General features: G+C 38.9%; 14 protein-coding genes. 13 read left to right on the forward strand and 1 reads right to left on the reverse strand.

Going from position 1 to position 17,616, the window contains the following annotated elements; translation table 11 throughout:
• The first annotated feature begins 127 nt into the window (after nt 1–127).
• The 7 genes from DC53_RS04715 (at nt 128) to DC53_RS04685 (ending at nt 11,836) form a co-directional block, all read left to right on the forward strand.
• The gene (locus tag DC53_RS04715; protein ID WP_033031191.1) at nt 128–1,309 is read left to right on the forward strand and encodes a response regulator transcription factor; all 1,182 of its coding nucleotides are present in this window, start codon (nt 128–130) and stop codon (nt 1,307–1,309) included.
• Nucleotides 1,310–1,366: 57 nt separating this feature from the next.
• On the forward strand, nt 1,367–2,122 hold the full coding sequence (locus DC53_RS04710) for a class I SAM-dependent methyltransferase (protein WP_033031192.1): 756 nt from the start codon (nt 1,367–1,369) through the stop codon (nt 2,120–2,122).
• Between the two features lie 368 nt (nt 2,123–2,490).
• Complete coding sequence (locus tag DC53_RS04705) at nt 2,491–5,430, forward strand: SusC/RagA family TonB-linked outer membrane protein (protein WP_033031193.1); 2,940 nt, start codon at nt 2,491–2,493, stop codon at nt 5,428–5,430.
• A 33-nt stretch (nt 5,431–5,463) separates the two neighbouring features.
• Nucleotides 5,464–7,173, forward strand: a complete 1,710-nt coding sequence (locus DC53_RS04700; protein ID WP_008136305.1) for a RagB/SusD family nutrient uptake outer membrane protein — start codon at nt 5,464–5,466, stop codon at nt 7,171–7,173.
• Nucleotides 7,174–7,223: 50 nt separating this feature from the next.
• The gene (locus DC53_RS04695) at nt 7,224–8,561 is read left to right on the forward strand and encodes a sugar porter family MFS transporter (RefSeq protein WP_008136304.1); all 1,338 of its coding nucleotides are present in this window, start codon (nt 7,224–7,226) and stop codon (nt 8,559–8,561) included.
• A complete protein-coding gene (locus DC53_RS04690; protein ID WP_008136303.1) occupies nt 8,548–10,560 on the forward strand; it encodes a glycoside hydrolase family 32 protein in 2,013 nt (670 codons plus the stop codon). The genes DC53_RS04695 and DC53_RS04690 overlap by 14 nt, the downstream gene beginning before the upstream one ends.
• A 61-nt stretch (nt 10,561–10,621) precedes the next feature.
• Nucleotides 10,622–11,836, forward strand: a complete 1,215-nt coding sequence (locus tag DC53_RS04685; RefSeq protein ID WP_081824585.1) for an oligosaccharide MFS transporter — start codon at nt 10,622–10,624, stop codon at nt 11,834–11,836.
• Here DC53_RS04685 and DC53_RS04680 read toward each other — a convergent pair.
• A complete protein-coding gene (locus tag DC53_RS04680) occupies nt 11,808–12,803 on the reverse strand; it encodes a LacI family DNA-binding transcriptional regulator (protein WP_008136301.1) in 996 nt (331 codons plus the stop codon). The genes DC53_RS04685 and DC53_RS04680 overlap by 29 nt on opposite strands.
• 673 nt (nt 12,804–13,476) lie before the next feature.
• On the opposite strand from DC53_RS04680, the gene trmJ reads away from it, so the two are divergent.
• The 6 genes from trmJ to hscB all read left to right on the forward strand — a co-directional run bounded on the left by trmJ (nt 13,477) and on the right by hscB (nt 17,576).
• Nucleotides 13,477–14,202: a tRNA (cytosine(32)/uridine(32)-2'-O)-methyltransferase TrmJ gene (gene trmJ, locus DC53_RS04675; protein ID WP_007377676.1), complete on the forward strand. Its 726-nt coding sequence runs from the start codon at nt 13,477–13,479 to the stop codon at nt 14,200–14,202.
• Nucleotides 14,203–14,458: 256 nt separating this feature from the next.
• The gene (gene iscR / locus DC53_RS04670) at nt 14,459–14,950 is read left to right on the forward strand and encodes a Fe-S cluster assembly transcriptional regulator IscR (RefSeq protein WP_002958424.1); all 492 of its coding nucleotides are present in this window, start codon (nt 14,459–14,461) and stop codon (nt 14,948–14,950) included.
• 24 nt (nt 14,951–14,974) lie between these two features.
• On the forward strand, nt 14,975–16,192 hold the full coding sequence (locus DC53_RS04665; RefSeq protein WP_002958425.1) for an IscS subfamily cysteine desulfurase: 1,218 nt from the start codon (nt 14,975–14,977) through the stop codon (nt 16,190–16,192).
• Nucleotides 16,193–16,233: 41 nt separating this feature from the next.
• Nucleotides 16,234–16,617 (forward strand): Fe-S cluster assembly scaffold IscU, encoded by a 384-nt coding sequence (iscU, locus tag DC53_RS04660; RefSeq protein WP_007377675.1) that lies wholly within the window; start codon nt 16,234–16,236, stop codon nt 16,615–16,617.
• A 12-nt stretch (nt 16,618–16,629) separates the two neighbouring features.
• Nucleotides 16,630–16,953 carry an iron-sulfur cluster assembly protein IscA gene (iscA, locus tag DC53_RS04655; RefSeq protein WP_007377674.1) on the forward strand — a complete coding sequence of 108 codons (324 nt, stop codon included), beginning with the start codon at nt 16,630–16,632 and terminating at the stop codon, nt 16,951–16,953.
• 95 nt (nt 16,954–17,048) lie between these two features.
• Nucleotides 17,049–17,576 carry a co-chaperone HscB gene (gene hscB, locus DC53_RS04650; protein WP_033031194.1) on the forward strand — a complete coding sequence of 176 codons (528 nt, stop codon included), beginning with the start codon at nt 17,049–17,051 and terminating at the stop codon, nt 17,574–17,576.
• Nucleotides 17,577–17,616 lie beyond the last annotated feature (40 nt).

The raw sequence follows: 17,616 nt of genomic DNA on the forward strand, positions 1-17,616 counted from the left end.
TGGGTTCTTTCTAGGGACAGATTTCAATCCACAAAGATCAATACGCCTTAACTTATTCACTAAAATTTTTAGTAAATTCAGTCTACCGAGCTATGCTCTTAACATACCTAATAAAATGGACTAGGGCATGGCAAAGCTAATATTGGCAATTGATGACGATAAGTTGGTTCACCATATAATAGAGGAGTCTTTAGCAGGGTTTTGTAAAATTATTCATGCAAAAGATGGGGATGAAGGTTTAAGGCTCGCTAATAAATATAACCCTGACATTATTTTGCTCGATATAGAAATGCCGGGTAAATCAGGCTTTGAAGTTTGCCAAACGATTAAAAAAAATGAGCTAACCAAAGATATTCCCGTTATGTTTTTATCATCCAACATTGAGTTGGCTGATCGTGTTAAAGGTTACAGTGCTGGTGCATCTGACTATATAGCTAAGCCTTTTAACGCAGAAGAATTAATGGCGCGTATAAAAGTGCTTTACGAATATCGACAGCAAGGCATAAAGTTAAAATATGATGTAGCGCACGCAAATAAAACAGCCGAAATGGCGATGACTGAATCAGGTGATATGGGCCGAATAATACGCTACGTTGGGCAAAGTTATCATGCTAATAATTTCTCATCATTAAGCGAATATTTTTTAGCATTTTTTACACATTTAGATTTAGATGTTGTTGTTGTTTTTTGGTATGAAAGTAGAGGCATATTTTATTCTCAGCAAAGTGCAGTGTGCCCATTAGAACAAGAGTTATTAGAACAACATAGGCATGCACAGCGGTTTGTCGATATTAGCTCCAGCACAATTATTAATTACCCTAAAATATCATTACTGATAAAAAACATGCCCGTTGACGATAGCGCTAAATTTGGGCATTACAAAGATTTGTTTCCACACATATTGGAGATCACCAATGAAAAAGTGATCACTATACAAAATAATGAAAATAGCTACGAACAGGCCACGCAAATAGGCATCGTGCTTGAAGACATAGTGAAGCAATTAGATTCTCAGAGCCAGGCAAAAAACAGTATTGCTAAACAGCTTATAGAGCAATTAAGTGAGCTTGATAGTGCAATTAAAGTGCAAAAAGAGAGTGATAATATTTGTGACTTAACGCCTTACTTTACCAAGCTAGATAAAACTATGCAGTTGTTTACTTCTGCTAATAGCGATCTAGCATTTATTAAATGTCAGCTTAAGCAAATTAGTGAAACTCGTAATGGGCTACTCGCTAGCTTGCGTAGTAACGATAGTGAAGTTGTCTTACAAAATACCACTGAAAATAACGATATAGAGCTATTTTAGTGCTTTAACCTGTACTGATTGATATACTAAATAGGTATTTTATCGTCGGAGTGTAGAGTGGTTATTCAGTGTGCTTTTAAAGAGTGTCGCCCTTATTTAAATGAGTTAGAAACGCGTTTTGGTTTGGCTCAATGGGCAGAGCAAAACAATGGTTTTCGGCTGAATTACGACTATAGCGGCCTGAGTTTATATAAAACGGATGAACCCAAATTAGGCGCGATCAACGTTGATTTTGTAACCGGCGCAGCGGCGCATAGGCGCAAGTTTGGTGGAGGTAAAGGCCAAGCAATTGCCAAAGCGGTTGGCTTAAATAAAGGCGCAACGCCCGTAGTGCTTGATGCAACTGCCGGCTTAGGGCGTGATGGTTTTGTACTTGCGTCACTTGGATGCAACGTTATATTACATGAGCGCCACCCCGTAGTCGCCGCGTTATTGTATGATGGTTTGCAACGTGCTTATAACGACATTGAAATTGGCGCATGGATGAAGCAAAGCATGAGCCTTATATTTGGTTCAAGCCACACTCTACTATCGCAATGTGAAAGCATGCCCGATGTGGTTTATTTAGATCCTATGTTCCCGCATCGCGAAAAATCAGCATTAGTAAAAAAAGAAATGCGTGTATTTCAAGAGCTTGTTGGTGCAGATACCGACGCTGACGATTTACTCGAATTCGCCTACCCACTCGCCAGTAAGCGCGTAGTAGTAAAACGTCCCGATTACGCCCCATTTTTAAATGACAAAACCCCAAGTATGCAAATTAAAACCAAAAAGAACCGTTTTGATGTGTATGTAAAGGCGGCAATGGTTTAAAAATAACAACGCGATAAGCTTCCTACATAGATGTCTGTCGCTGAAACCATAATTTAAAATAATTGCCCGCACTAGGATCGTGGCTATCTTTAAGCTGGGTAATTGACTTCGCAATAAATTCATAACACCTTGATTATTATTTATCCATCCCAGATTAACATTCAAAAGCATTAATGCTGTCGTTAATAATTTTTAATTTATATTGATTAGATGTTTTTTAAATGTTAAAAAGACAACGTTGTTTATTTTCTATACCCAAGCGTAACCATAAAATTTGAGTGCAGAAAATATATTCACACGATAAAAAGACAACGTTGTTAATTTGTATGATGAAATCAACATTAATAATTAAAATGAGGACACACACAATGCTCATATTTCGAAAAAACAAACTTGCAGTTAGTGTTAATACAATTCTACTGGGCTGCACGTTACCACTCAGTGTTGTTGCCGCTGAAAAGCTGCCAGAAAAAGCTATATCTAGTGATGGTATTGAAATAATAGAAGTTTCATATGGTTATGGTAGTGTCAAAAAGAAAGATTTAACAGGTGCGGTGAGCACTGTTAGCCTTGAAGATGTCGTTGACTTGCCGTCTGGTAATATCATGAAAAATTTGCAAGGGCGTGTACCTGGTTTGCAAATTACGACGAGTGGCTCACCTGATTCTACAGCAACGGTGCGTATTCGGGGGCAAGGTTTGGGACCTTTAGGTAACAACGATCCCCTTTATGTTGTTGATGGTGTACCCACTAAATCGGGCATGCATGAACTAAATAGCCACGATATTGCAGATATACAGGTGCTAAGGGATGCGGCAGCTGCAAGTATTTTTGGTGCTCGCTCTGGTAATGGTGTCATTGTTATTACAACAAAAAAAGGGAATGAAGGGCTCGACTTCAATTTTTCTTTTAATCAGTCATATGATGATTTTAATTATGAGTTAAATCCATTAAATACACAGCAAAGATCACAATCAGTCTGGCAAGCTGCAGTAAATGATAGGTCAGATCCAAATGCAGCAAGTTCTCTTTATACTTATGATTGGAATAATGATTTTAATAACCCTCAATTAAACAACGTTGTTTTACCTGAGTTCACAGATGCTGCACAGGTGCAGCGTCCTGCAGATACAAACTGGTTTGATGAAGTTACGCGATCTGCAAAAGTAACGGATCTTAATTTTTCAGTTTCAGGAGGTTCAGACAAAGCTTCGATATATAGTTCACTTGGATATTACGGCTCAGAAGGTATTGTTGATGGCTCAGAATTTGAGCGAATTAGTTTTCGCGTTAACTCGGATTATCAGTTAACAAATAAACTTAAGATTGGTGAGAACTTTATAGTGACAAACCAAGAGTCAAACTTGGTTAATGATCTGGCCGGTAATATTCTAAATTTGGCTATAGAGCAACAATCTATCGTTCCTGTATATAACGAAGATGGAGACTGGGGAGGACCGGTTCCTGGTGTAACTGACCGTGATAATCCAGTTCGATTAATTGAAATGAATCGAGATAATGTCAGTAGATTCAATAAATTAATGGGGAATATTTTTGTTGAATATGAAGCAATAGAGGGCTTAACGTTAAAAAGCTCTATCGGCTTAGATTACGGACAATACTATTTCAGGAATTATACCCGTGCTTTTCAAGCTGGCTCACTAAACTATGGTGATCAGCTGTCAGTGACAGAAAATTGGAATAGCAGTTTCAGTTGGACTAATACCGCAGAGTATAAGCTTGATTTAGATGCAAACCATTTCACGTTTTTGCTTGGTACTGAACAAATAGATTACGAGTATGAAGGGTCTATTGGTTTTGGTTCTGGTTTTGCTTCTGATGATCGCGATTACGCTCATTTATCACAAGCAACTGGTGATGTTCGTGTGGAGGGGGATGGTGACAAATGGTCTCTTAATTCTTATTTTGCGCGTATGGACTATAACTATGATGATCGATATTTAGCAGGTCTGACAATACGTCGTGACGGTTCGTCTCGTTTTGGTAGTAATAATAACTATGGTAATTTCCCCGCTATTTCTGCAGGTTGGGTGATTAGTAACGAATCATTCTACGATATTGAGTTTTTATCTACTCTAAAGCTTCGTGCTAGTTGGGGCAAAACAGGTAATCAAGAAATCCCTACAGATGCAACGTACACAACCTATTTAAGTCGTTATGCAACGCAATCCTTATTCACTGATCAGCAAGATGAAGGAACGGCTTATGATATAGGCGGGGCTAATGGCGGCACGCTACCTTCTGGGTTTGTAAAAGCACAGACGGGGAATGATGACCTAAAATGGGAAACATCAACGCAAACAAACATTGGTCTTGATTTTGGCATGCGTTACGAAACCATATACGGCAGTATCGATTGGTTTGAAAAAACGACAGAGGATATTTTAACTTTAACCAATCCACTTGCAACATTAGGCGAAGGCGCTCAGCAATGGGTTAATGGTGGCACAATTGAAAACTCTGGTTTTGAGTTTCTCATTGGATATGCCGACTATCTTACTTTTGATAGCTTAGATGGTGATATTGATGTCGATATTAGTTTTAATATTTCTTCAGCTAAAAATAAAGTTGTATCACTTCCAGAAGATGTTGTTAATTCATTCGGCGGTAATGGCAATGATAAAACGATTGTTGGTCATTCTATTAACTCTATTTATGGTTATGTCGCCGATGGTTTATTCCAAAATCAAGGTGAAATAGATACTCACGCAGCGCAATCAGGGGCTGGTTTAGGTCGAGTCCGCTGGAAAGATTTAGACGGCAATGGCGTGATTGATGAAAACGATCAAAGCTTTTTCACCGATACTGATCCTGACTTTATGTATGGATTGAACATGAATTTCAAATACAAAAATTGGGATTTAAATATGTTCTGGCAAGGTGTTGAGGGAGGTGAAATACGTAATAGCTGGCGTGGATTTACTGACTTCACATCATTAAATATAGGCTCTAACTACGGCGACCGAGTTCTTGATGCATGGTCAGTTAACAATACTGACACCAATGTACCTGCATTAACTTTAATTGATAACAATGGCGAAGGCCGTCAATCAAGCTTATTTTGGGAAGATGGTAGCTACCTAAAGCTCCGTAACTTATCTATCGGTTATACACCTGATGAACAGTGGCTAAGTCAATACGGTATTAGTTCTGCGCGAATTTATTTGCAGGGAAGCAACTTATTGACCATTACTCCATCCGGGACGCTAAGTCAGGATCCAGAGACGCCAAACAGTAACTTTCCAATTCCAAAACGTATCACGTTAGGCGTGAACCTTTCTTTTTGATTTATTAAAACGACAACGATACGAGCACATATTATGAAAAAAATAAAAACTCTATTTGCAGCAACTACATTTGTTCTTTCTTTAGCTTCTTGTGGTGGGTCTGATCTTGATGTTGCACCTTCGGGAGTATTGACCGAAGAACAAGTTTCTAATAGTGAAAATGTAGATGCGTTGATTATTGCTGCTTACTCATATCTAGGTAACGATCATTATACCGCGCCTAATTTTTTATGGCCGACAGGGAACTTACGCGCAGGAGATGCCCATAAAGGTGGTAATGGACCCGGTGATATATTTGCTTATCATGCTTTGTCTTTATATCAGCCAATAGTTCCAGATATGGAGTCTTTCCCGCCAGATTTGATTGATTTGAATAATAAAAAATGGACACGTAATTACACGGGGATCTCAAGAGCAAACTCAGCATTAGCAGTCATCGCAAATGCGCCCGATGCAATTGAAAACAGCGCTGAAAAACAATCTGAACTGCGATTTATTCGCAGTGTTTTTTACTTTGACTTAAAAATTCATCATAAGCATATTCCGTGGATTGATGAAACGATGACTCAAGATCAGATACTTACAGCAACTAATCGTGAGCTAAGCGATCAGGAGCTATGGGATAAGATTGCAGCAGACTTTGAGTTTGCCGCAGGCAACTTACCACAAACCCAAGATGATGTAGGGCGAGCTTCAGCGTTATCAGCCAAGTCATATTTAGCTAAAACATTGCTCTATCAGGCTTATGAGCAAAATGAATTACATCAAGTTATTAATATTAATAAAGATAAACTTGTAAAAGTAGTAAATCTCATTGATGAAATTGAACAAGCCGATGTATATGGTTTGTTTGATGATTACGCAAATAACTTTTTATTTGAAACTGAGAATGGCAAAGAATCAGTGTTTGCTATTCAGCGTTCTTTAAATGACGGTTCACCAGATGGTCGTGGTAGTTGGCCTAGTGCATTAAATGCACCAATGGCTGGAGGTTTTGGTTGTTGTGGTTTTCACGTTCCAACAGAAAATTTTGTTAATGCGTTTAAAACAGATCAACAAGGCTTGCCGTTATTTGACTCTTTTAACGATTTTAACTACGACATGACGACTGACTCAGTTGACCCTCGCCTAGATCATACTGTTGCAATGGAAGGTAAGCCATTTAAGTATGACGAAAACTTGATTCATGGCGGTGATAGTTGGTCACGTGCTCCAGGCATATATGGCAACTTTACGGCAATGAAAGATCTTGAACACCCAGACTGCAGTTGTCGCGGTGAGAATGGACCATTTCCTATTTTTTCATTAAATACACCGCTAATTCGTTACGCAGATGTATTGCTTTGGAAAGCAGAAGCATTAATTGAGTTAGACAGGTATGACGAAGCATTGCCAATTATTAACCGAATTCGTGAACGAGCTAAGCAAAGCACCGATAAATTACATAATGCCAGCATTTATAATATTGGCGCATATATAAGCTTTGATTCTAAAGAGCAAGCAAGAGAGGCACTGCGTTTTGAGCGACGCTTAGAATTAGGACTTGAAGGGCATCGCTTTTTTGACTTAGTTCGTTGGGGGATAGCTAAAGAAACTATTGATAAGTATTTAGCAATTGAGGCTGTACGTAAACCTTACTTAGTCGACGCTGTTTTTACTAAAGGTAAGCATGAGTATTTACCTATTCCAAACCAGCAAATGATTTTAAGTGGCGGGTCGTACACACAAAATCCAGGTTATTAATAGTGGTGGGTTTCGGCCCACCTTTTAATTGTTAAGTTTTAAGAGTGATTATGAAAAAAATTATTTACTGGTCAGTCACTGTTGCTGTGGCTGGTTTTTTATTTGGCTTTGATACCGCAGTTATATCCGGTGCTGATAAACCTATTCAAGCATTATGGAATACGAGTTCATTATTTCATGGCCTATTTATTATGTCTTCGGCTTTATGGGGAACACTCCTTGGCGCCTTAACAGGTAATTACCCGTGTGATAAGTGGGGTCGAAAACCCACATTGATTTTAGTTGGGGTGTTATTTTTTATCTCAGCACTTGGCTCTGCTATGGCTCCTGAAGTTTACAGCTTTGCAATATTGCGATTTATTGGTGGTGTGGGAGTGGGGATTTCTTCAATTGTTGTACCAGCCTATATTTCTGAGATTGCTCCAGCTAAGTTTCGAGGACGTTTGGTCGCACTTTATCAATTTCAAATTGTATTTGGTATTTTAGTTGCGTTTATTTCTAATTTTTTAATCGCTGGTACATCCGCAATTGATTGGCGTTTAATGTTAGGTGTGGAAGCAATACCTGCCTTAGCCTATTTATTAATGATTATTAAGGCACCTGAAAGCCCTCGTTGGTTAGTGCAAAAGAAAAATGAAAAAATGAAAGCGCGTTCAATTTTAGTCACTTTAGGTGAAGAAAATCCTGACCAAGTATTGAATGAAATTGAACAGGACAAGTTACAGAACAATCAATCAAAACTATTTGGAGGTAGTTACAATAAGGCTGCACTATTTGCATTTTTATTCGCTGCATTTAATCAGTTATCAGGGATTAATTTTATTATTTATTATGCACCGCGGGTATTTGAACTTGCTGGACTGGACGTAAATCAATCATTACTTTCAGGCGCAGGAATTGGCGTGGTTAACTTATGTTTTACCATGCTAGGTTTATCTTTGATTGATAAGTATGGTCGACGGTCACTGATGTATATTGGCTCAATTGGTTACGTTATTTCTCTTTCTATGGTGGCGTGGGCGTTTGGTACAGATTCTGGTGGCTTAACGGTTGTTGCGTTTGTCTTTGTTTTTATTGCCGCTCATGCCATTGGTCAAGGTACCGTTATTTGGGTTTTCATTGCGGAAATATTTCCTAACAAAGTCCGTTCTAAAGGTCAGTCTTTGGGCTCTGGTACGCATTGGTTTTTTGCCGCTGCAATTACTTTATTTATGCCATTTTTCTTAGAACATTTTAGTGCAACTGAAGTGTTCACTTTCTTTACTTTAATGATGTTAGGGCAGTTGATTTTTGTTGCGTGGTTCATGCCAGAAACAAAAGGACGTTCTTTAGAAGCTATTTCATCAGATACCAATAATAAACATGGAGCATTAGATGCGAACCGTTAATTTAGTTTTAATTTCATCATTTTTGGCAGCATGTAGCATGACAAACCAAACTGAAAAAACCACCCATGAGGGTTTAGATAAACTTGGTAAAGAGGCGTTTCGTCCCGCTTTTCATTTTACTCCAGAGAAGCATTGGATGAATGATCCTAACGGTATGGTTTTTTACCAAGGTGAGTATCATCTATTTTACCAGCATAATCCTGATTCATCTGTATGGGGACCAATGCATTGGGGGCATGCGATTAGTAAAGATATGGTTGATTGGCAGCACCAAGAAATTAAGTTGTTTCCTGATGAACTCGGTACTATTTTCTCAGGCAGTGCGGTGGTTGATTGGAAAAATAGTAGCGGTTTTGGCAGTAAAGAAAATCCACCATTAGTGGCTATATTTACCTATCATGACGATAAAAAGGCTGCACAGGGGGCAATTGATTTTCAAACACAAGGCATCGCTTATAGTATCGATAAGGGTCGTACATGGAAAAAGTACGCGAACAATCCTGTATTGAAAAACCCTGGGATCCGAGATTTTCGTGATCCTAAAGTAAATTGGCATGAGGGTACCCAGCAATGGATCATGGTATTGGCTCAAGATGATCATATTGGCTTTTACAGCTCAAAAGATTTAAAAACATGGCAATTTGAAAGTAACTTTGGCGCTGATTGGGGCAGTCACGCCGGTGTATGGGAGTGTCCAGATCTGATTCGCGTGCGTATTGAAGGCACTGATGAATATAAATATGTTTTATTAGTGAGTATAAACCCTGGCGCTCCAAATGGCGGCTCTGGTACGCAATACTTTGTTGGCGATTTCGACGGTGAAAAATTTGTACTTGATAGCGATTATCAAAAAATGCTCACAGCAACGCCAGCAGTTTTCCCCCATGGACTTGATTTTTCTGACTTCAAAAGTGGTTTAAAAAATTGGCAAGTATCAGGTGAAGCATTCCATATAGTTAATGCTCAACCGTCAAATACGATTGCTAGTTCTTTTAAAGGTTCGGATAAGGCAATTGGCACGTTAACCTCAAAATCATTTGCGATCGATCACGATTTCATTAACTTCAAGATTGCAGGCGGAAAGCATCACAATAGTACTGCAATACAGCTGTTAGTTAATGACGAGATAGTTAAAACCGCAAGCGGAAATAATACAGGTACTATGACTGAACGTTCTTGGAACGTGAGTCATTTAAAAGGTCAGCAAGCTTATATTAAAGTGGTAGACAATGAACGAGGTGATTGGGGGCATATAAAAATTGCTGATATCGTATTTTCGGATAAAGCAGCAAATGAAAAGTATGAACCTTCGATATGGTTAGACTACGGCACAGATAATTATGCTGGCGTGACTTTTTCTGATGTTCAAGACGGTAGACACTTATTTATGGGGTGGATGAGTAACTGGCAATATGCAAATCAAGTACCTACAGAAGCATGGCGCAGCGCAATGACTATTCCCAGAGAATTAAAGTTATTGCAAACGCCAACAGGCGTGCGTTTGGCATCCCAACCTATTAAAGAGCTAAATAGTTTATTGAGTAAGACACAACAAAAGGCAACCCTAACTGGCGCAAAGAGCTATCAGTTAGATGAGTTTTTTACTGTTGAACCTGGGCAATTTAAGGTGAGCTTTAGTTTATTAAATACTGAACAAGTTATTGATATCTTGCTTAGCTCTGAAACAGGTGAGTACACTAAGTTACAGCTAAATCCAGCTCAAGGACAGCTTGTACTTGATCGCAGACAATCAGGTTTAAAAGACTTTGAAGATGGTTTTGCTTCTTTACAAACTGCGCCATTACAGACTGGGCTTAAATCTTACGATGTCGATATATGGGTAGATAAAGCATCGATAGAAGTGTTTGTAAATAAGGGGGTTAGCTCTATGACCTCGATTGTTTTTCCAACTTCTCCTTACGATAAAATACAAGTTAGTGCTCAGCAGTCCATATCACTGAGTGACATTCGCTTAAATAATATAGCAATAGAAAAATAACTTCCAAAATGGCTCTATATTAATATAGAGTCATTAACCTTTCTCCAAGGCTATGCGATATATGAGTAGCAATTATCGGCTATTAAGTGTCATTTTCTTTGTCTATTTTATGGCATGGTCTTTTTCTTTTTCATTATTTCCGATTTGGCTTAGTCAAGAGGTAGGCCTCAATAGTGCTAAAGTCGGGGTTATCTTTAGTATTAATTCCATCATGGCTTTACTCGTGATGCCTTGCTATGGCATTTTTCAAGATAGACTTGGTTTACAAAAAACACTGCTTTACTTCATTGCATTTTTTATGATGTTGATTGGCCCGTTTGTTAGTTATGTATACGCACCACTGCTACAAACGCAGTTTTACCTGGCTGCGATCTTAGGTGGTGGGATTTTTTCATGTGCATTTTTGGCTGGAGTGGGAGTAATTGAGAGTTATATAGATAAACAAAGTCGAATCACGTATTTTGAATTTGGTAAGGCGCGAATGTGGGGATCTCTAGGTTGGGCTGCAGCAAGCTATTTCGCAGGTTTATCTTATAATTTAGCGCCCAACTTAAATTACTGGTTATCAAGCATTGCAGCGCTCTGTTTAATTGGTTTATTAGTTTTTGTTAAAGTCGCAAAAAGTAATCACGGGCGAGTTCCTTCTCAGGCTTTTTCTTCTACACGACAGTTTAAGTCATTTTTTAAAACGACGGGGTTATGGCGTTTAAGTGTATTTGTGATCGGTGTAAGTTGTATTTATGCGGTATTTGATCAGCAATTTGCTATTTATTACACTTCTTTTTTTGACACCCCAGAACAAGGTCGAGAGTTTTTTGGCTATTTAACTTCAGCGCAAGTTATGCTTGAGGCTGCTGCTTTGTATTTAGCTGTAAAGTGGGTGAATTATTTAGGCGTTAAAAACTCGTTGCTGTTAAGTGGTGTATTGATGGCGGTACGAATATATTGCTCGGGGATTGTTAATGACTCTATCAGTATTAGCGTATTGAAATTGTTACACGCAATTGAATTACCACTTATGCTGATTGCGTTATTTAAATATATAAACATGCATTTTGACGCTCGTTATTCAGCAATGATCTATATAATTGGCTTTCAATTTACGACTCAATTGATGGCGTCAATTCTAGCTGTCGTGGTAGGCGTTGTATATGATCATTTAGGCTTTGCGCTAGCCTACCAGTATTTGGGTTTGGTTATCAGTGTGTTTATCGTATTGTCGTTTTTCACATTAAAAAAAGACGTTATTAAAACGAATCGCGAGCAATCAATTTAAATGCTAAGTGGTGGTGAACAATATCAGTGCGCTGCTCTATAAGATACTCCATTGCCCAACGTCCCATTGCAAGATGTGGGAGTGCCATGGTGGTTAAGTTCGGTTGTAATAACTGTGGAATACTGCCCCAATCATCAAAACTGGCAATACCAATATCCTTACCAACGACCATTCCTTTGTCATGCACTACAAAGTAAATTTCCAGCGCCATGGGATCTTGACCACATATAATTGCATCAGGTTTAAACTCGTCTATCACTCGCGCGGCTGACTCTCTTGAGGTAGAAATTTCACTGCCGTCTGCTTGGCTAATAATAACCGATTCAATGAGCAAATCTTCTAATGGTAAACCATGCCTTTTAAATGAATTTATAACGCCTTGTTTTCGCCCTTTAGCTGCAACTATATTCTCATTTAAGTTTAAAAAAGCAATTCGACGATAGCCTTTACGTATTAATGCGTCGGTAATATCTTCACCTGCTTGTTGTTCATCAGGTACAACACAGGGGAAATTATTCGAAGCAGGAAAACAGTTGGCCAAAATAGTGGGTATTTTTTTTAATTCATCAGCGATAATAACTTGGCGATGGTACATTGCTGAATATATAACGCCTTCAACACGATACTCTAAAAGACTTTCAATCGCTCTATCTATACTCGCTTGGGTTTCGTTAACATTGAGGATCAATAGTTCTTTATTTTTCTGCCAAGCAATTTCTTGGGCACCACGAATAATATCAAACGTATAAGGAACACTAAGTAATTCATCTGCGATAATAGCGTAAATATTTGATTTTTTACGTCGTGTTAAGCTTGCAGCGCGATTAGGTCGATAACCTAATTCTTTTATCGATCGAAGAATCTTTTCACGGTTAGCATCCTTGACAGTGGGATCATGATTTACAACACGAGATACTGTTTTAAATGAAACACCAGCGTGGGCAGCCACTTGTTTAATTGTAACCATACTAGAATAAGACCCTCTCTGAATAAAAAGAGTATAACAGCAGATTACGTTTTATTTATATGTTTTTATAAAGGTTTATCTTTGATATAAGCTATAAGTTTACTTAAATTGAATTAATAAATATTTGGAATTGTTAGAGCTTGTTTATTTTTAGAGATTAAATTTACAGCCGTATATTTGGTTTTTTCATGGTGTGTGGGCTATCCGCACAAATAGGTGATAATGCAGCATGATTGCCAAACATACACAGCCCTTTGAGTTCGTCCTCGGGGAAATTTTCCTTTTTTTATATAGATGTGGGAGCAGAGTTACCGAGTCTACTCGCTTACAAATTTCACACCGCGATTAAATTACTTCTAGATAAAATAAATTAAATATTCAAAATCAGCTGTTAACGAATTTGGTTTACAGTACTGAGTCTACTAACCATTTCCATTAGATCTGTAAACTATGTCGTTTTATTTTATATGATCGTATGGTTGTTAAAGTATATGTAAGCATTTGTTCTTTAATATCACAGTTGTTATCTCATAAATTCAGCGACAAGAATTCACTCACGTAAGATGCCTTATATTAGGCCAGATCTTAGGATCTCGCCTTTTGAATCTAGGATCTTATTACACTTTCGTGTTAGAATTCGCGCAATTTTTTGGCATAGGTAAGTAGCATAGCAATGATCTTAGATGATATTCGCGTTGTTTTAGTTAACACATCACACTCAGGCAATATTGGTTCGGCGGCTCGCGCCATGAAAACCATGGGTTTATCAAAACTGTATTTAGTTGACCCTGCATGTGAAATAGACAGCCACGCGAGTGCTTTGTCTGCAGGTGCTAGTGATGTTTTAGGTAATGCTGTTATTGTTGGTACAGTTGAAGAAGCCATTGCCGATTGTGCATTAACAATTGGTACAAGTGCACGTTCACGTACGCTTTCTTGGCCTATGGTTGAACCTCGTGAATGTGGCGAAAAACTAGTTACGGAAGCAGTAAATGGCCCTGTGGCATTAGTATTTGGTCGCGAAAACAGTGGTTTAAGCAACGACGAATTACAGCTTTGTAATTACCATGTATGCATCCCTGCGAATCCTGAATACAGCTCGCTTAATTTAGCGATGGCTGTGCAAACTCTGTGTTACGAAACGCGTATGGCGTTTTTAAATCAACAACCTAAAAAGGTTGAAGAAGATGACACTGTTTACCCAAGCTCAAAACAAACTGAGTTGTTTTATGACCACCTTGAAGAGACACTATTTAACACCGGTTTCATCATAAAACAGCACCCAGGTATTGTAATGACAAAACTACGTCGTTTATTTAACCGTGCTCGTCCAGAAGATGCAGAGATGAACATTCTACGCGGTATTCTCACTTCAATTAATAAGTCTATCCCTAAGTAACCAGAGTTCAGGTTAAGTAACTTAGGTATAGCGATTAGTTATAAAAACCAGTGGTTAAATAACTAGCTAATACTTGACTAAAATACTCAGGTAATTACAATGGCTGTAATACTTGACCAAAGAGGTCAGGTATTAAAAAATTTGTTAACTCTACAATTTAATAAGTAAGAGTTTTAAATCAAATTTTTATCAAGTGATAATACTTGACTAATTTACTCTGGTAATTAAAATTTGCACTCTTTGTGCAGGGGGCGTTATGAAGTTAACATCAAAAGGCAGATATGCCGTTACAGCGATGCTGGATGTTGCACTGCACACAGGTGTAGGTCCTGTAGCCCTTGCTGATATTTCACAGCGACAAGAAATTTCTTTGTCATACCTTGAACAATTATTTGCTCGTTTACGTAAAAATGGCTTAGTAAGTTCTGTTCGTGGGCCTGGTGGTGGTTATTTACTAGGGCGTGAAGCGGGCGTTATCTCTGTTGGCGATATTATTAGCGCCGTAGACGAATCGGTCGATGCTACACGTTGCCAAGGTGCCGATACCGGCTGTCAAAGTGGTATGCGCTGTTTAACACATAATTTGTGGTCAGACTTAAGCGCACGCATAGAAGAATTTTTGAATAATATTACCCTTGCTGAATTGGTGGAAAAATCAGATGTGAAAGAAATAGCATCGCGCCAAGATAACAGTATCAATAATGCAATTAAGCAGTTGGAAAACATTCAAGTAAGCTGTCAACTTTAAGGTTGACCTGCAGCGGAGAGAGAAATGAAGTTACCGATTTATTTAGATTACGCAGCGACCACGCCTGTTGACGAACGTGTTGCTAAAGAAATGATGCAGTGCCTGACAATGGACGGTAAGTTTGGTAATCCTGCGTCACGCTCACATCGTTTTGGTTGGCAAGCAGAAGAAGCTGTTGACCAAGCACGTACAGATATTGCTGATTTAATTAATGCAGACCCACGTGAAATTGTTTTCACATCGGGTGCAACAGAATCAAATAACCTAGCTATTAAAGGTGCAGCACAGTTTTATAAGAAAAAAGGTAAACACGTTATTACCGCTAAAACTGAGCATAAAGCTGTAATCGACACATGTCGTGAGCTTGAGCGCCAAGGTTTTGAAGTAACTTACATGGACGTTGAAGAAAACGGCCTACTTGATCTGCAAAAACTTGCCGACACAATGCGTGACGACACAGTACTTGTAAGCATCATGCACGTTAATAACGAGCTAGGTGTAATTCAAGATATCGCGACTATAGGCGAAATGTGTCGCGAACGTAAAATTATGTTCCACGTAGATGCAGCGCAAAGCGCGGGTAAAGTATTAATCGACGTGCAACAACTTAAAGTTGATTTTATGTCGTTCTCTGCACATAAAGTGTATGGCCCTAAAGGTGTTGGTGCACTTTACGTTCGTCGTAAACCACGTGCTCGCCTTGAAGCGCAAATGCACGGTGGCGGACATGAACGTGGTATGCGCTCTGGTACACTAGCAACTCACCAATTAGTGGGTATGGGTACTGCGTTTAAAATTGCTAAGCAAGATTTCGAAAAAGATCACGCACACATCAGCGCACTACGTAATCGTTTAATCGACGGTATTATGGCTGATATGGACGAAGTATACTTTAACGGCACACAAGACCAATCAGTACCTGGCATTGTAAACATCAGCTTTAACTTTGTTGAAGGTGAGTCGTTACTTATGGCAGTAAAAGACATTGCAGTATCGTCAGGTTCAGCCTGTACATCTGCAAGCTTAGAGCCTTCTTATGTATTACGTGCACTTGGCCGTAACGACGAATTAGCACATAGCTCAATTCGTTTTAGTATTGGTCGCTTTACTACCGAAGAAGAGATTGATTACACCGTCGAATTAATGAAAAACTCTATCGGTCGCCTACGTGAGATGTCTCCACTTTGGGAGATGCATCAAGAAGGTATTGATTTAGATTCAGTTGAATGGGCTCACCACTAATAGTGTGAGCACATACCCTAGCAGGTAATGAGGATAGAATAATGGCTTATAGTGATAAAGTAATCGACCACGTAGAAAACCCACGTAACGTAGGTACTCTAGATAAGAACGATCCGTCAGTGGCAACGGGTATGGTAGGCGCACCAGCATGTGGTGACGTAATGAAATTGCAAATTAAAGTATCTGCCGAAGGCGTTATTGAAGATGCAAAATTCAAAACCTACGGTTGTGGTAGCGCAATTGCTTCATCTTCACTTGTAACAGAGTGGGTTAAAGGTAAAACGCTAGACGAAGCCGCGACAATTAAAAACACTGATATCAGTGCAGAGCTTGAATTACCACCAGTGAAAATTCACTGTTCAATTTTAGCCGAAGACGCAATTCAAGCAGCAATTGCAGACTACAAAAGCAAACAAGCGAAGTAAGAAGAGAAACTCATGGCAGTGACATTGACAGATGCGGCAGCAAACCGCGTACAATCATTTTTAGCAAACCGCGGCAAAGGTTTAGGCCTGCGCGTTGGCATTAAAACGACGGGCTGTTCAGGTCTTGCTTATGTACTTGAGTTTGTTGACGATTTAAACGAAGACGATGAAACTTTTGCGGCTAAAGGTGTCACGTTAATTGTTGACGCTAAAAGCTTAGTTTACATTGACGGCACAGAGCTCGACTACACTAAAGAAGGCTTAAATGAAGGGTTTAAATTTAGAAACCCTAATCAAGCAGATGAGTGTGGTTGTGGCGAAAGCTTTACCGTTTAAGCTTAAAATATCTTTGTAGTATCAATAAGCCCTGCCAGTTAATGTAGGGCTTTGTTATTTTTGAAATTAATTTCTGAATTTTATTGGTTGAAGTTATGCGTTACTTTGAATTATTTGCAGTCCCCGTTGATTACAATATTGATTTAGCAACAGTTAACAAGCACTACTTGGAATTACAGCGTACTGTACATCCAGATCGCCACGCGAATGCGAGCAGCCGCGATAAGTTAATGGCCGTGCAAAGCGCCGCCGAAATTAACGATGCGTTGCAAATATTAAAGCACCCAGTAAAGCGTGCCGAGTATATGCTGAGCGAGCTAGGCGTTGATATTCGTGCAGAGCAGCAAACCTTGCAAGATCCAATGTTTTTAATGCAACAAATGGAACTTCGCGAAGAACTTGAAGAGCTAACATCAGCAAGCGATCCTGATACTGCGATTGCAAATTTTGAAAAACAAATTAAGCAACTAAACACGCAGTACAGTGCACAACTTGCCGATCAACTCGCAAGTAACGATGAGCAGCAATATCAACTTGCCGCTGATAATATTCGTAAACTGAAGTTTGTTTATAAGTTACGTGACGAACTAGAGCGTATTGAAGACAGTTTATTTGACGATTAATTACTTGCTGCAAAGCGAGCAACACGAGTTTAAAGAGCAT

This window comes from Pseudoalteromonas fuliginea, assembly GCF_000690055.1.
Taxonomy (GTDB): domain Bacteria; phylum Pseudomonadota; class Gammaproteobacteria; order Enterobacterales; family Alteromonadaceae; genus Pseudoalteromonas; species Pseudoalteromonas fuliginea.

Coding starts and splice junctions, on each gene's coding strand:
- DC53_RS04705 (WP_033031193.1), top strand. CDS start 2,491: ATGCTCATATTTCGAAAAAACAAACTTGCAGTTAGTGTTAATACAATT.
- DC53_RS04680 (WP_008136301.1), bottom strand. CDS start 12,803: ATGGTTACAATTAAACAAGTGGCTGCCCACGCTGGTGTTTCATTTAAA.
- DC53_RS04690 (WP_008136303.1), top strand. CDS start 8,548: ATGCGAACCGTTAATTTAGTTTTAATTTCATCATTTTTGGCAGCATGT.
- trmJ (WP_007377676.1), top strand. CDS start 13,477: ATGATCTTAGATGATATTCGCGTTGTTTTAGTTAACACATCACACTCA.
- DC53_RS04695 (WP_008136304.1), top strand. CDS start 7,224: ATGAAAAAAATTATTTACTGGTCAGTCACTGTTGCTGTGGCTGGTTTT.
- iscU (WP_007377675.1), top strand. CDS start 16,234: ATGGCTTATAGTGATAAAGTAATCGACCACGTAGAAAACCCACGTAAC.
- iscR (WP_002958424.1), top strand. CDS start 14,459: ATGAAGTTAACATCAAAAGGCAGATATGCCGTTACAGCGATGCTGGAT.
- hscB (WP_033031194.1), top strand. CDS start 17,049: ATGCGTTACTTTGAATTATTTGCAGTCCCCGTTGATTACAATATTGAT.
- DC53_RS04685 (WP_081824585.1), top strand. CDS start 10,622: ATGAGTAGCAATTATCGGCTATTAAGTGTCATTTTCTTTGTCTATTTT.
- DC53_RS04700 (WP_008136305.1), top strand. CDS start 5,464: ATGAAAAAAATAAAAACTCTATTTGCAGCAACTACATTTGTTCTTTCT.
- DC53_RS04665 (WP_002958425.1), top strand. CDS start 14,975: ATGAAGTTACCGATTTATTTAGATTACGCAGCGACCACGCCTGTTGAC.
- DC53_RS04715 (WP_033031191.1), top strand. CDS start 128: ATGGCAAAGCTAATATTGGCAATTGATGACGATAAGTTGGTTCACCAT.
- iscA (WP_007377674.1), top strand. CDS start 16,630: ATGGCAGTGACATTGACAGATGCGGCAGCAAACCGCGTACAATCATTT.